Here is a 14,213-nt window from a genome sequence, read left to right as displayed (position 1 = left end):
TAATAATCAGCGTATTCAAGCTGGGGAATTAGCACCTTCTCCTCTAAATGTTCTTTACCGCGAGAGGGCTCGCTATCAAATCCACTTGAAGATCAGGGAATGCTTCACGCACCATTTCCACGACTGTTAGCATCCCAGCCTCCTCGCTAATCTGATGTCCTGTAACAATCAGTGCCTTCGAAAGTCCCATATCCGCAGCATCTCTCACATATTCATTTGTCTCCCATTCATTCGTCTCGCCAACGATCAGGAGATCGATATCGGTGCGCTCAAAGTAATTGATATGGGAACGGCCCCCCGATGCACCGGGCATCAGCCCGAACCGCCTCACTGGCATTTCCAGATCTCCGGCCACCAACATGTTATCGATACCCAGTTTATTTTTCAGATGGGTGACTATCGTGCGGACGGTATGCTGCTCATCAGGAGGAAACGAAAGGAGGTTCATCTCCCCTGGCTTGGCGTAAGATTCCCATTCCAGTTTCTTCAGCATGCCTACCAGAATGCCGTCAGGCTTGTATGTATGGACATAATCGTGCAGTCGGAAGATCGAAATACCCGACTCTTCGATGAGCCTCCGTTTCCTCTCATATACCGGGTCCCCTGCCAGCCAATCCACTTCATCTTTATGGTTGTAGTAAGTCGGCTCATGTGTGAGGATCAGATCGACACCCGATTCAACCGCTTGCTTGATTACAGCATAAGTCGCCATGAAAACAACGGCTACTTTCCGGACCTCTCCATTCAAACGTCCGCTTTTCAGCGTATCGACTGTCGGTTCTAGATGCCCGACCGGTTCAATAAGGCAATTGAGCACCATCTGAACAGTAATGATCAAGTATAGGACCTCCCTATAAATGGATTATGTTGTTTGCGTACGGCATAGGCTTGATTACCTCGAAAATATTTCAAGCGAAAATCAAACATTACCAACACCTTTTACAATACCACATTCATTTAATTGCACTGGAATGGAGAGTTTAAGTTAAATTAAACTGCCGTTAGTCGAGAAACGGCAGCCGATCGTTCAGGCCGGCTGCCATCCCGTTAGTTCAAACCTGATTAAATAATTCGTTAGTTTTGTGAAGGCACTCGGAGGAAGGCCTGCACGAGCCGAATCCACAGGGTTTATTGGAACCGATGTCGAAACCATGGATATCAAGCGACACATGGGAACATCTCGAAGCTTTGTTTTGTGCCGCATCAGCATCTGAACGATAGCCGGACTAAAGTCACTACGTTCATATGACTTTTTTTTGATACGGTATAGAAAAGGAGGAATGAGTCCGTGTACGCCATAGAGCGTAACAAGGCTGCCAAAGCCTTAAAGACGAGGCATTGGTTTGATTATGCGGTTATCGGCATTCGGAGTTTAGGTTTTCTGTCGGGAATTCATTACATCCTTTCCAACTCCGACATTTTTGTAAACGGTCGTGCAATATTCGCCATTCTCGACGGTCTGTGGTTCATCTTGCTGCTCTATACTCTGGCTTACGTTGCGTCGATGGGGTTAATTCTGTACCGCAAACTGCCGCGGGCTTTTCCGGTTATGGCGGAATTGGGGCTGAGCGGAGCTTTCTTCTGCTTGCTGGAAGCGAGCTCGACGGGTCCATTCAATTTCTTCAATATTCCCTTGGTCGTGATAGGGTATATGAGTACCGGCCGGCTGGCTGTATGCTCGGCTGCGGCATCCATTGTTGCCGTTCCCGTTCTGGCCGCATGTTTATGGGGAATCGGGGGAGAAGCGGTAATCAACATGATAACCGAATTTGCGGTTCTTTATAGCATCGGCTTTTGTTTTCAGCATATGATTGTCTCCTACCGAAAAATGAACGAGATGAACGAGTTCATAACCAAACAAAACCGGACATTGGAGATTTATGCCAAGCAGATCGAGGCGCTGACGCTGACAGAGGAAAGAAACCGGCTTTCGCGGGAGCTTCACGATACGGTAGGTCATACATTTGCGACAACCGTCACCGGGATGGATGCGGTGTATTATCTCATCGACGTCGCCCCGCAAGAGGCCAAAAACAACCTGCGGGAGCTGCTTCATGTAACTAGAAACGGCTTGGACGAAGTCCGGAGGCATATTCATCGGATTGCACCGGAGCAAGAGGAGCGGCCGCTTAAGGAAGTTCTTTCGCAAATTGCCCGGGAATTTGCCCTTCATACGGGAACGAAGTTTGAGGCGCATACGGAAGGGAAGGAATATGCCGTCTCGGAAAATGTTCGGTTGACGCTGATCCGCTGCTTGCAGGAGTCCCTGACTAACGCCAACAAACACGGGAAGGCTTCAGCGATCAGAATGAAGCTCACTTACTCGGAGAATTTTGTCGAAATGAAGATTGCCGATGACGGCAAGGGCACAGGCAAACTGGTCGAAGGATTCGGGTTAAAGGCCATGTCCGAACGGATGGCGAATCTGAACGGCAAGCTGGCGGTAAGTTCACATTCTGACTGTGGGACGGTAATTGTATGTACGATTCCAATGAACAAAAACTCTCCGACAGCAGCAACATCCGAATACTGATCGCGGATGACCAGGAGATTATCCGAAAAAGTCTGAGTATCGTCCTCGGTTCGGCAGCGGATATCGAAGTTGTGGCTACGGCGGCGGACGGGAAAGAAACGGTTGATCAAGCCATAAAGTTAAAGCCTGATTTAGTGCTTATGGATATCCATATGCCCGTACTGAATGGAGTGGAAGCAACCGCAAGCATCAAATCGATTCGGCCGGAAATCAAGGTGCTTGTACTGACAACTTTTCAAGACGTGCATTATGTCGTAGGGGCTTTAAACGCGGGTGCGGAAGGATATATTTTGAAGGCCATTGATCCGCTGGATCTGGCAGCGGCCATAAGGCTGGTGAACCGCGGAGAAACGATGATTACTCAAGAGGTGGCCAAAGCTTTGTTCACTCGCTCCTTAGGTACAGCGAATTCAAAGGGGGCGGATTACGGGTTAACCGACAGGGAAATGCAAGTATTGAAATTGATTTCGGACGGTATGGCCAACCGAGCCATTGCAGAGCGAATGGGATTAACGGAAGGAACGATTAAAAATTATATTTCCAATGTATATACCAAGCTTAATGTACACAACCGGACATCCGCAGTTAAGAAAGTTTCCGATGAAGGTTTCTTTAGTTAGGCCGTACATAGCGCAATCAGGCGCGTTCATTTTAAGGAGGGAAAGAAAAAGACGCTATGTCCACTAAACTATTGTTAAATCCTCAATCTGCAGCTTTTACTATGGCGCGAAACGCGAAACGGCTGACTCACCCGATTGCAGTCGTATTGCTATCATTCGTTATCGTTGCATCCTGCATCCTGCTTGCGGAGACGGTGGCCGCAACAATCCAGCCAGCCCTTATGGATATGGAGGAGTTTCTTGCACAGCAGCCTACGATTTACTCCGCATTCGCGAAGCTTCTCAACTTGTGGATACTGAATATACCTATCTTCTTTCTTATCTGGTGCTGGTTAGCGGGGTTCGAGCGCCGTCCTTTCCGGACGTTGGGATTTGCCGGCAAAGGCGGCTTTTCCGGCTATTTAACAGGTCTCTTTATCGGTCTGCTTATGATGAGCGCCATGATAGGATTAACGGTCGTCGCGAACGTCGGGAGCTTTGTATCGGCAAGCGGCCCGATGGAAGGGATGCAGGCGCTTGGAGGAATAATATGGGTATGGTTCGGATGGATGGTTCAGGCTTCGGCAGAGGAGACGCTGTATCGCGGTTGGATGCTGCAGACGATCAGTATCCGCTCGAATCCGTGGACAGGAGTTGTTGTATCATCCGTTTGTTTTGCAGCGGTTCATTCTTTGAACAATGGATTCTCTCCTCTAGTTCTTAGCAATCTTGTTTTGTTCGGGCTGTTCCTTGCGCTCTATCGGATCGCCGACGGCACCCTATGGGGAGTTTGCGCCTGGCACACAATATGGAACTGGGCGCTAGGCAACCTGTACGGAGCGGATGTCAGCGGCAGCCCGCCTCAGGGCGGCCGGCTGTTCCATATTACGATTGCGGGACCGGATTGGCTGACGGGAGGACCGTTCGGCCTGGAGGGCAGCGTCCTTACGACTGTCGTATTTCTCATCGGGATTGCATGCGTATCCGTATGGCTCCGGAAAAAACAACGGAAGGAAAGTAGAATTCTTCGTCAATGATATCAAGGCAAACAAAGAAGCCTTATTCATCGTTTGCTACAAATAATCCGGATAAGTGGCTGCCGGACAGCACCAAGAGGCCCGAAAGGGCCTTGTGTACTGTATTTTCCTTTAATGTACGAACCGCCTTAGGGATTTCAATCGCAGACTGGTCGCCGGGACAAACAACACGCATGCCGACCAACTTCATCTCTCCAAAAGCCGTTTTCATATTTCGTTAGCACTGCGAAGCCGCCGAATGATTCGTCGGCAGCCTCGTCTTAGATGATTATTCCCCTTAGCCATAAGAGAACCTTTGATTCATTCTTCCTTAATGTACATCGCAGGAACAGCAAATCGTTTTACTGTTAAAGCTTCATTGACATTGAACTCGTGAATATCTTTTTGTTCGTATTCCATTAAAATGTGTTCAAATATCCTGCTTATTAAAACGCAATCCCCTAATGCATCATGACGTTTAATATCATTTGTTTCGATGTGGTAATGACTAACAAAATAATCGGTGCTAAACACATCAAACAGTTCCGGATGTATTTTTGCGAATAAAGCCTTAGTATCGATAACTGGATTCTCGAAAAATGATAAATTACTCATTCGGCAATGTTTTTGAAGCATTGGAAGATCGTATTCATAACCGGCCTGCGTAACCAATACCGCCGTTCCGCAAAAATCTAGAAACTGTCGATATGCATCAGCAAATGCTGGAGCATTAGTTAGGCTATCATTCGATATCCCAGTCAATTGCTGAACACCCTCCGGAATTAACTTAGGCGATTTAACTAAAGAACTGAACTTTCGTAATATTTCACCACCCTGATAAATAATGGCCCCAAACTGGATGATGTATTCCTTATCAACAAAAATCCCTGTTCCTTCTAAATCAAAAATGCAAAATGGACGATCATGTATTCGATCAACATAGATATCTTTGACTAGATACTCAGTTTCCGATAAATAATGAATATCCAAGCAATTCACATCCTTCTGTCATATCTCTCCAACGATCAAGAGCAGGTCACCGCGGCGCCTGCTCCAGTCATAATCATTTCGTTAACGTGTCCCGTTAGTGTGGGGCGTCCATACCAAACTTTGCCCATTCCTCTTTTGAAGGACCATAAATTCCTGGAACAGTTAATCCTGCCTGTCGCACAAGAACCGTCATTTGTCCTCGATGGTGGCTTTGATGTTGAATCAAAAACATTAATAGTGAACCATTGGGCATCTGTTGACCGAAAAATTCGATACGTTCTTGTAGTGTATGATCAGTCCATTCTTTTTTTAATGCCTGTATAAATGCATTACTAGCTTGATAATAACTGTCTGCTATAAACTGAGCCGTAGTAGGAACGGGATAATCTTCGGCTGGGGCATCAAACGTTAAGTTTGTATTTGAAGTAATAATGCGAATGGCAGCAACGGTATGCCAAGCAATACGTCCTAAAGTCCAATTTTGTGAAGTTATTTCCTGTTTAAGTGATTCATCCGTTAGCTTACTCAGTAGTTTTTGTGTTGCAGCAGCTTCGAACTCCCAGGATTTTATAAAATGGTCTAAGGTTTGGAACATAAAAGAAATCCTCCTAAAATTGTTTTCAGTTTCATCCCCAGTCGAAACTCCTTTGAAGCAACCTACTACTCGTTCTAACACTGCTACATACCCAACAAAGGAGTTGCCACCTTTCACCAATGAAAATGATTACAGACTACTTTATCACAAAATGCGATTGATTTGGGTTAAAATACTGTGAAATTATGGTATATCATATCCTTCTCTTTCACGGTCGTTATTCAACTCTACTGCCCGTTAGCGGGCGATGTAAAATAGTTTGTGTAACAAAATTTGGAGCCTAGGCAACAAAAAAGTAGGGTATTCTCGGGATTGCGAAGTCACCAAGAAAGGAACCCTACTCGATGACTACTATACACGGAAACATGATTCATGATCTACTTGAAAATACTGTTACTCAGCTAGTGAAGGAAAAACTGGAACTCCTTATGCGTGAAGAAATTAAAAACTTTATTCATGTTGAGCAAGCGGATCAACGCAACAACCGCAACGGTTACTACGGAAGATCCTTCGATACTCGCTATGGAAAAACTGACGATCTGCAAGTGCCGCGTGACCGTAACGGCGAGTTTCAGACGCAGCTCTTCGAGCCTTATCAGCGACGCGAAGGCTGGCTGGAGGAAGCGATCATTCACATGCACAAAGGTGGGATGAGTACACGGGATGTCGCCAAATTTATCGAAAGCATGTTTGGTTCACAGTATTCACCCACGACGATCAGTAACCGTTTCAGGCAAAATTTCCTCATTCGAATCTTCGAACTCAGATTCTGCACCTTTTTGAAAAGCCTCTTGCATGTCTTTTTTAAACTGTTTTAAATCCTCTGTACATAGAGGTAAAAGCTTAAATTCCATCATCTTGTCTTCCTATAAATTGAGATGAGTCTAATCCATCACTTTTTTAAAGTGGAAAAATTCATATTCTGTATCTGGTTTCGTTTCATCCACTTCAAAGTCTGGGCCAGGATTACCTCTATGCAAAAACTCTACAATTTTAAATCCTTGCCAAGCTTTTGTTCCGATTCCTTTACCATGTGCATTCGCGTTCGTATATAAATGTACAACTTCATTATGCTGCGTGTCTTCATCGATTTTTAATACGACCCCACCTAGTTTTTCCCCATTCATTACGAGATGATAAATAGCTGCATCCGGTTCCGTTAGTACCTGCTCAACATCCTCTTCTGGTGGAACTGATAGTAAAGGATTAAATTCACATCAATCTTCAGCTATACTGCCCGTACTTCAACGAGTAATTAAAAAAGCTGCCCTTTCGGCAGCTCCATGCTATCGTTCCCGGGACTTCTTACGTCTGGTTAACAAGAGCATAATAAAGGAAATGAAAATCATTGAACCTGTCCAAGCCTACGCCATAGGCGTGTTACCCGTGTCGACCGCAACATAAATTGCAGTTGGTAATTAGATTGGCGGTGTATATCTTCTGCAACCTGCAGCTTCGATAGATTACCCGATGCGGGACTAGGCTTTCACGAACTGTGTACCGTCCCACAAATGCTGGTGCGAACCCTGATACTTCTCCACGGTTACAAGCAGGTCGCCCGGCTGCCATGACGTTCCTGCGGCGTGCGATACACTGTACGCCTTCATGGCGCCGAGCGGCTGCGGACGAACCGATTCGGATAAATAGAACTGATAGATGTTTACATTCGGGCCTGCAAACGTCACGCTTCCCGACGAAGCTGCGGCGTACAGCTCCACAATACCGTCCACCCGGCTGCCGTCCGCATTGTGTACCCCGATCAGTTGCTCCACAGGTCCGGAATCGTACCGGATAGCCGCTCCGGCGGTAAGCTCCCAGTCGAAAAGCAGGTAATACCTTTTCCCAACCGTTAGGCCGGCAAAGCGCAAGCCCTGGTCCGGCGCTAGAAAGACGAGTCGCAGCACCTCTCTTCCAAGCTGGATGGCAGAAAGCGATGCGGGATCGAGCCCGCTGCCGCAGCCGATTCCGCCGCCGAACGCAAGTATGGGAGTTGAAGCATATTGAGAATCTGTTAGCACGCTTTTCGAATTGACGGCGCTTCTTGAGCCGCTGTTTACCGGCACGATTTTTATTTTCTCAGCCCTTCTGCCAAATATCGAGATGGTAGGCCGGACCGGGCTATTCTGGAAGATGTAAGGCTCGTTTGTATTCACGACGGGCGAGAAAATCGTCACGCTGCTCGCGGACACTTCGAAAGCGCTTCCGATCAGAATCATCCCGTTGGACGGCTTTTGTTTGTGAGTTTCGAAGTAGGGGGTATTCAGCGTCACATCGGATTGGTAAATAAACAGATTGACCCCGTAATTCTGAAATTGGGGAGCACTGAACAAAATACCGTGGCTGTTGCGCAAATCCGGGAGGGCGTTGCAATTGACGCTTTTGAACAAATCGAAATGGCAGTTCTGCATATTCGTTCGGCCAACAAGCGATACCTGGCAGTAACGGACCATCAGCGAATGGAACGTGTTGCTCCAGCCATCCACATAAACGCCGCGGTAATATTTCTCGACAATGACGTTGTCCACCCGGCAATGCTGGCCGCGAAAATCGATCCCGACCGTGCCGTCATCGGCGGTATTCGGGGCGCTGTAATCTTTAGGGCCGTTCAAGATTAAATTTTCGATAAGAAGTCGGGTTCTCGTGTTATCGACGGTTACTCCGTTACAGCGAACCGTCGGCCTGTCGCTCGATCCCCGTACCGATTTGGTAATATTAAGCACCCCGCTATAAACGTAAGGTTGAGAGGCTACCGGGATCAGCACTTCGTTCAAAACCGCGAACGCGGCATTGATCGCTGCCGTATCGGCGGCGGCGTCCCCGCCCTTGGCCCCGAACTCCCGTACGCCCGCGTGACTCGTATCGATCCGCAGCAGGCATCCCGTACCGCCTGGACTCGTCTCCCCGACGCCGGACAAATAGTCCGCTACGCTGCCGTTAAACGGTACGGTCAAGCTTAGAACAGTGCCCCCGTTATGATGCGCCTTGGGTCGGTTCGAGTCGTAGACGAATACACCTCCCCCGGCGGTAACCGGCTGCGAAGACAACGCCGAGCCGGGATGCCATCCCGTCAAGTAGTACAGCTGCCCCCGTTCCATTTGGGCCGGCTGAAGCGCCGCGATATCGGCCACACTGCCGATCATCCGCACATTGTCGCCATCGTGGGGCACCTCCGCGCTGACGGCGGGTGCTCCCAGTGTAGCGGCCATCATAGCGGCGGCTCCCGAAAGCCCAATCGAAGCAATCAGCTTTCTTCTGCTAATCGTTTTTTCCACGGATCCGTCCTCCTATTATTTCTGTTCCATCAGGATGCCCGTTTGCGGCGAGCCAGGTGATTCTGCCGGATTACTAAGTATTATTTTATCTCACCTCCTTTGCGAGAAGATGTTAAAGAAATCGAGCCGGAGTTTATCAGAGTGAAAGGCGGAACGGTGCTCGTAACGATCGACAATCACCAATTCACCGCGACCGAGCACGACATCATTTTCGTGAATAAGGGGCAGATCCATGCCGTCGAAGCGTTATCTGGAGCGGATGCCCGAATCGAAGGGGAAGTCGGGAAAATCGCCGGACGATATCATAGTGCTGAGCCCGTCCTTCCCTTTCGTGTTTCGAACCATTGTGACCGTAATATGCGGATATTTGGCATGAACCGGGCCCGCGATGAAATTGGCGAATTCCTCGTCCGTTATCGTCGCCCGTCCTGCAGCATGACTAGCTGCACCGGCTCCTGTAAGCGGTTTCAAACAACAATGCAAAACCCGCTAAAATGGCCGCGCTTTCCCTTCAATTTTTTGTTCTTTGTACTTCATCGGTGAATGACACCATCTGTGCCCTCCTCCCTATTCATCATAACAATCGCACCGCTCGCTACCAACGGATGATCTTGTCGGATACTAAGTAATTTTTTGTCTCTTTGTACAAGCCGAACGGAAAAATAGCCCTGCTCCTTGTCGATAGGCCGACAAAGGAACAAGGCTATTGTGTCCGCCGCTGCATTTCCTCCAGCATATCCACGATACGTTCATACTCTTCAATGAGGCGCTTTAAATCATGCTTTGTTTTGCTTCTTAACTACCATTTCGAAAAACAACTAACAAATCATGATACAATGTTAAAAAATGGGAGGTGTTGGATTTGAAAGAGTTTATTGAACGAAGTACCGAAATGTTAGACGCACAATTAAATGCCATTGAACTATCAATTGCTCGTTTGGAGGATAGAGTAATATGGAAGAAGGTAAAGCCTGAACTTAACTCTATTGGAAATTTGTGTTTACATCTTGCTGGAAGTGAGTTTCAACATATTGTTAGTGGAATTGGTGGCAAACCGTTTATAAGGGAAAGGTCAAATGAATTTTTAACAGATGGGGGTTATTCAGGTTTAGAACTTGTTAATCATTTAAAGAACATTCGTGAACAAAGTAAAAAAGTTTTATTTGAACTAAGTCCCGACGAGTTAAGCAGACCTATTACCATTCATTATCCCCAAGGTGCTAATGTTTCAGTTAATGATTATACTCATTCCTGCTTATCAATAATTCTATTTGTACTAGATCATTCATCTTACCACACTGGACAAATTGTATATATGACTAAAATTCACCAAGATTCAAGTGAACACATTTTAAAATGGAGACACTAACACTACAAGAAGGGATCATTCGACTGTCAAGCAGTCCGATGATCCCTTTTTAAGTAACGTATCCGTTAGCTGATCACAAAGTAATCATGAACTCCATTTCCCTTTCCATGTTCCTCGCCAAGCCTGTCTTTTTTGAATATAAGCTTTAACTTTCATGGCTAATAGTCAGCATGTTTTCGTTAGCATCCAAATAAACAACAATCAATTGATCCGTATACTCCGGGTTAAAAGTAAAATCCATGATGAAAATCTGTTCTTTTTGCTCTTTTTCAAAGTTGCTTCCTAGCCATCCTTCGCCCAAGCCGCTTCCCAAGCTCTTTAACATAAGCAGGTCAACCATCTCCAGTTTGCTTAATGTTTCAGGTTGCTCAGTCCCGAGCATTTCTTTTAAGCTTTCCTCATCCATTTCTAAAAGATGAAAATCAAAGAAGTCATGTAGTAACGTATAACCGGGGTCTTTTTTACTTTGAATAAGTTCTCTTAGATGTGCCCGAGCTTTGTTTACCAACTCATCCATGTGATCAAGCGCATGGGCAGCACGGGCGACAGCGGCCTCATTTTGTGTAATCTTTTCCGACACATGAAAATAAAACGGGATCTTATTATCAGGCATAAGATTACTTAACCAAATATCGTTGCCAGATATGTACTCTAGACCAGGAAATTTCGTGCTTGGTATTTGTTTCGTCATTTTGTTAGCTCCTTAAGCAATTCATTTGTAGTCGTGTCCCCGACTGGTAAAACGTTTCGGTCTGAATCTCTAAACACCTGGGGCAATTCACCAAAATTATTTTTAATGGTTTGTATCTCGTCATGACAAAACCGTTTCGTTTCGTAATATGAAACAGCTTTTAATCATTTAAAATCAGTCATCCGTATCACACCTTATCCTTGGTCTCCTTAACCATCAAGGGGGCATGTTATACGCTCATTTTACCATATTTTCACTCCACTATCCTGCCCGTTTACTTCAATAAACATCAAGAGGAGCTGTATAGAAGAAGGGATCCTTTCCATTATAGAAAAGGTTATATATTCAAAAATCCAAAGTGCTAATTTTAGATCGAAAGAATCAATTTCGATGCATTTTACAGGATACTTGTGGTCAAATGGCGAATTCTTCCATGCGGGATTCACCTTAACTGCGAAGAGAGGTGAAAGCTTTTGAAAGGCCTCGTCATCACACTGATTTTGCTTGCAATTCCTTTTTTGGCAGGAATCCATTCAGCTTATGCTAAGGGGATCTTAGGTTCCATTGAGCCATTGAATAAAATCGCTCAACCGATAGCGGAAGCGGTGGCGGAGCCGCTCAAACCTATCGCGGGAGCGGCAGCGGAGCTGACGGACAAGGTTGTGCAACCGGTCGCGGAAGCGGTGGCGGAACCGCTGAAGCCTATTGCGGGGGCGGCTGGGGAGCTGACGGACAAGGTTGTGCAGCCGGTCGCAGAAGCGGTGACGGAACCGCTGAAGCCTATCGCGGGGGCGGCTGGGGAGCTGACGGACAAGGTTGTGCAGCCGGTCGCGGAAGCGGTGGCGGAACCGCTGAAGCCTATCGCAGGAGCGGCAGCGGAACTGACGGACAAGGTTGTGCAGCCGGTCGCAGAAGCGGTGACGGAACCGCTGAAGCCTATCGCGGGGGCGGCTGGGGAGCTGACGGACAAGGTTGTGCAACCGGTCGCAGAAGCGGTGACGGAGCCGCTGAGGCCTATCGTGCGGGCGGCAGCGGACCTGACGGACAAGGTTACTCAGCCGGTCGCAGAAGCGGTGACGAAGCCGCTGAAGCTTATCGCGGGAGCGGCTGGGGAGCTGACGGACAAGGTTGTGCAACCGGTCGCAGAAGCGGTGACGGAGCCGCTGAGGCCTATCGTGCGGGCGGCAGCGGACCTGACGGACAAGGTTACTCAGCTGGTCGCAGAAGCGGTGGCGGAACCGCTGAAGCCTATCGCGGGAGCGGCTGAGGAGCTGACGGACAAGGTTACTCAGCCGGTCGCAGAAGCGGTGACGAAGCCGCTAAAGCTTATCACGGGAGAGGCTGGGGAGCTGACGGACAAAGTTGTTCAGCCGGTCGCAGAAGAAGTGACGGAACCGCTGAAGCCTATCGCTGGAGCGGCTGGGGAGCTGACGGACAAGGTTACTCAGCCGGTCGCAGAAGCGGTGACGAAGCCGCTGAAGCTTATCACGGGAGAGGCTGGGGAGCTGACGGATAAAGTTGTGAATCCGGTCGCGTATTCGGCAGCGGACCCGACCGACAAGGTTGTGCAACCGGTCGCAGAAGCGGTGACGGAGCCGCTGAAGCTTATCGCGGGATCGGCTGGGGAGCTGACGGACAAGGTTGTTCAGCCGGTGTTGGACCTGGTTATTTCGCCCGCTGAGAGCGCCTATGCGGATAAATCGCCGCCCCCGAAAGCCGGTCCTTCGGGCATAACACCTTCGGCCGCCCCCTCATTGCCTGTTGCGAGCCGTTTTGAGCCTGCGGGAGGTTCATATACCGCTGCAATTCAATCGATCCCGATGCCTACGCCGCCTTTATCCAAGGAAAAAGGTCACCAAGCGGCAATCGCGAATTCGTCGAATAAATTTATGTCTGCTAAAACAAGCCAATTTCCGGAAAGAGAACCGATCCCGACTATACCGTTATCGGAACCTACGCTGCCTCCGTCTGCATCAGCTGTAGGCTGGCTGACTAGTATCAAAAATGGCAAAGCGAAGCATTCGTATACCGGAAGTTATTTCAAGGCGGTGCTGATTGATAAAGCCGAAGCTATGATACAGTGTAGCCGAATGTCATGGCATTGCCGGACCCGACATTACTTAAGTTGGTCACATGCTCCGCCGCTGCGTCCTCCTGTCGCTCCTAGCTCTCGATAATTGCGTCAACCAATCGAGAACAAAGGAGTGTATCTTAGATGCGCTGCACAAAAGCCATGATCAAGCTAACGTTAAACGACAAACTGATTATTGTGAACGTTTTGGTGCAATGGTCAAAGAAGACGGAGTGTCGGTTTCAGTCCAGAATGTACCGCGAACTGGCGAAAAAACTGATATACAAGAAACTGATATACAAGAATGCGATAGACGCTTTCGACGGTCAGGAGCTAACCATGATGGCATTCGCTTTGGAACAGGCGGCAGGCAGCTGTCCGAACCCTCGGTATAAGCGAATTTACAAGCAAATGGCTCGGAAATTGATTCTTGCGAAGAAAAGGTTCCACCGGATCGCATTTCAAGAGCTATCTAAGCGTTACCTGTAAAAGTAGATTAAAAAGTACCGCTGTTGTGGGATAGCCGACCAAACACCCTTAGGTTCCAACCAGTAGTCTGAAACAAATTAAAATACTCTTCTCGATCTGTCTGCAATACTATGTACGTGATGCTTCAACAACGAAAGAAGACATGCTAACTAGCATTGAAAAACTCTTCCGATTAACGTAAACCCAAAAAACGGTCGCCACGATTGGCGACCGTTTTACGTTGAATACTGCCCTTTACTTCAAAAACATCGAACAGGAGCTGCCCTTGCGGCAGCTCCACGTTATCGTCTCCGTTAGCGTAACAAAATACTGCCGATTGCGGAGCAACAATGACACCTATGGTTCCCAACGATCTCGACTCAAGTATAAATATATTAGCGTATCTCTTGATTCGGGTTCCTTATCTTTGGAAACATGGGTTGGAGCGATAGTTGAACATGAACGTTATTTCAGAAGCGTTCAACTAGGGCGTGTATTCAAACTATCAAAAGGCCCTATAATTTGGTAAACTTCTCACATGAGAAGAAGATACGAGATACGTGACGATCAATGGGAAAAACTGAAAAACCTCTTGCCACTAGAACGGAA

The 14,213-nt window shown here is 47.6% G+C and carries 13 protein-coding genes and 2 pseudogenes; 7 read left to right on the top strand and 8 right to left on the bottom strand.

The window, feature by feature from the left end:
* Positions 1-43 precede the first annotated feature (43 nt).
* Positions 44-838, bottom strand: a complete 795-nt coding sequence (locus D7M11_RS08460) for a Nif3-like dinuclear metal center hexameric protein (protein ID WP_120746756.1) — start codon at positions 836-838, stop codon at positions 44-46.
* A 450-nt stretch (positions 839-1,288) separates the two neighbouring features.
* Here D7M11_RS08460 and D7M11_RS08455 point away from each other — a divergent pair, with 450 nt between their 5' ends.
* The 3 genes from D7M11_RS08455 to D7M11_RS08445 all read left to right on the top strand — a co-directional run bounded on the left by D7M11_RS08455 (position 1,289) and on the right by D7M11_RS08445 (position 4,169).
* On the top strand, positions 1,289-2,533 hold the full coding sequence (locus D7M11_RS08455; RefSeq protein ID WP_120746755.1) for a sensor histidine kinase: 1,245 nt from the start codon (positions 1,289-1,291) through the stop codon (positions 2,531-2,533).
* The gene (locus D7M11_RS08450; protein ID WP_120746753.1) at positions 2,479-3,153 is read left to right on the top strand and encodes a response regulator transcription factor; all 675 of its coding nucleotides are present in this window, start codon (positions 2,479-2,481) and stop codon (positions 3,151-3,153) included. The genes D7M11_RS08455 and D7M11_RS08450 overlap by 55 nt, the downstream gene beginning before the upstream one ends.
* Positions 3,154-3,254: 101 nt before the next feature.
* Complete coding sequence (locus tag D7M11_RS08445; RefSeq protein ID WP_158606515.1) at positions 3,255-4,169, top strand: CPBP family intramembrane glutamic endopeptidase; 915 nt, start codon at positions 3,255-3,257, stop codon at positions 4,167-4,169.
* 22 nt (positions 4,170-4,191) lie between these two features.
* Here D7M11_RS08445 and D7M11_RS37275 read toward each other — a convergent pair whose 3' ends face one another.
* From D7M11_RS37275 to D7M11_RS08430, 3 genes are all read right to left on the bottom strand, one after another.
* The gene (locus tag D7M11_RS37275; protein ID WP_240041013.1) at positions 4,192-4,380 is read right to left on the bottom strand and encodes a hypothetical protein; all 189 of its coding nucleotides are present in this window, start codon (positions 4,378-4,380) and stop codon (positions 4,192-4,194) included.
* Positions 4,381-4,469: 89 nt separating this feature from the next.
* Positions 4,470-5,138, bottom strand: coding sequence for a 3'-5' exonuclease (locus tag D7M11_RS08435; RefSeq protein WP_158606514.1), 669 nt, complete (start codon positions 5,136-5,138; stop codon positions 4,470-4,472).
* 94 nt (positions 5,139-5,232) lie between these two features.
* Complete coding sequence (locus tag D7M11_RS08430; RefSeq protein WP_120746748.1) at positions 5,233-5,733, bottom strand: DinB family protein; 501 nt, start codon at positions 5,731-5,733, stop codon at positions 5,233-5,235.
* 344 nt (positions 5,734-6,077) lie between these two features.
* Between D7M11_RS08430 and D7M11_RS08425 the strand changes: the two are divergent.
* Positions 6,078-6,458, top strand: a pseudogene (locus tag D7M11_RS08425) (transposase); the annotation flags it as partial.
* 159 nt (positions 6,459-6,617) lie between these two features.
* Here D7M11_RS08425 and D7M11_RS08415 read toward each other — a convergent pair.
* The 3 genes and pseudogenes from D7M11_RS08415 to D7M11_RS36345 all read right to left on the bottom strand — a co-directional run.
* Positions 6,618-6,899, bottom strand: a pseudogene (locus tag D7M11_RS08415) (GNAT family N-acetyltransferase); the annotation flags it as partial.
* Between the two features lie 312 nt (positions 6,900-7,211).
* The gene (locus D7M11_RS08405; protein WP_120746746.1) at positions 7,212-9,005 is read right to left on the bottom strand and encodes a hypothetical protein; all 1,794 of its coding nucleotides are present in this window, start codon (positions 9,003-9,005) and stop codon (positions 7,212-7,214) included.
* Between the two features lie 246 nt (positions 9,006-9,251).
* The gene (locus D7M11_RS36345; protein ID WP_158606513.1) at positions 9,252-9,476 is read right to left on the bottom strand and encodes a hypothetical protein; all 225 of its coding nucleotides are present in this window, start codon (positions 9,474-9,476) and stop codon (positions 9,252-9,254) included.
* A gap of 391 nt (positions 9,477-9,867) precedes the next feature.
* Here D7M11_RS36345 and D7M11_RS08395 point away from each other — a divergent pair, with 391 nt between their 5' ends.
* Positions 9,868-10,374, top strand: a complete 507-nt coding sequence (locus D7M11_RS08395; RefSeq protein ID WP_120746744.1) for a DinB family protein — start codon at positions 9,868-9,870, stop codon at positions 10,372-10,374.
* A gap of 145 nt (positions 10,375-10,519) precedes the next feature.
* Here the strand turns inward: D7M11_RS08395 and D7M11_RS08390 are convergent, their stop codons facing one another.
* The gene (locus D7M11_RS08390; protein ID WP_120746742.1) at positions 10,520-11,065 is read right to left on the bottom strand and encodes a DUF2004 domain-containing protein; all 546 of its coding nucleotides are present in this window, start codon (positions 11,063-11,065) and stop codon (positions 10,520-10,522) included.
* A 572-nt stretch (positions 11,066-11,637) separates the two neighbouring features.
* Here D7M11_RS08390 and D7M11_RS08385 point away from each other — a divergent pair.
* Positions 11,638-13,242 (top strand): hypothetical protein, encoded by a 1,605-nt coding sequence (locus tag D7M11_RS08385; RefSeq protein WP_147433409.1) that lies wholly within the window; start codon positions 11,638-11,640, stop codon positions 13,240-13,242.
* Positions 13,243-13,298: 56 nt separating this feature from the next.
* Entirely contained in the window at positions 13,299-13,625 is a 327-nt protein-coding gene (locus D7M11_RS36880) for a hypothetical protein (protein WP_193556146.1), read from the top strand.
* Positions 13,626-14,213: the final 588 nt, after the last annotated feature.

It is taken from the genome of Paenibacillus ginsengarvi (assembly GCF_003626695.1).
In the GTDB taxonomy this organism is placed as follows: Bacteria; Bacillota; Bacilli; order Paenibacillales; family NBRC-103111; genus Paenibacillus_AB; species Paenibacillus_AB ginsengarvi.
The sequence above is the reverse complement of the archived record's forward strand: the minus strand, read 5'-3'. Positions and strand labels throughout refer to the sequence as shown.

Excerpts from the sequence above, each read along its gene's own strand:
- D7M11_RS08450 (WP_120746753.1), top strand. The coding sequence starts at position 2,479 with ATGTACGATTCCAATGAACAAAAACTCTCCGACAGCAGCAACATCCGA.
- D7M11_RS08445 (WP_158606515.1), top strand. The coding sequence starts at position 3,255 with ATGGCGCGAAACGCGAAACGGCTGACTCACCCGATTGCAGTCGTATTG.
- D7M11_RS37275 (WP_240041013.1), bottom strand. The coding sequence starts at position 4,380 with ATGAAAACGGCTTTTGGAGAGATGAAGTTGGTCGGCATGCGTGTTGTT.
- D7M11_RS08430 (WP_120746748.1), bottom strand. The coding sequence starts at position 5,733 with ATGTTCCAAACCTTAGACCATTTTATAAAATCCTGGGAGTTCGAAGCT.
- D7M11_RS08390 (WP_120746742.1), bottom strand. The coding sequence starts at position 11,065 with ATGACGAAACAAATACCAAGCACGAAATTTCCTGGTCTAGAGTACATA.
- D7M11_RS36880 (WP_193556146.1), top strand. The coding sequence starts at position 13,299 with ATGATCAAGCTAACGTTAAACGACAAACTGATTATTGTGAACGTTTTG.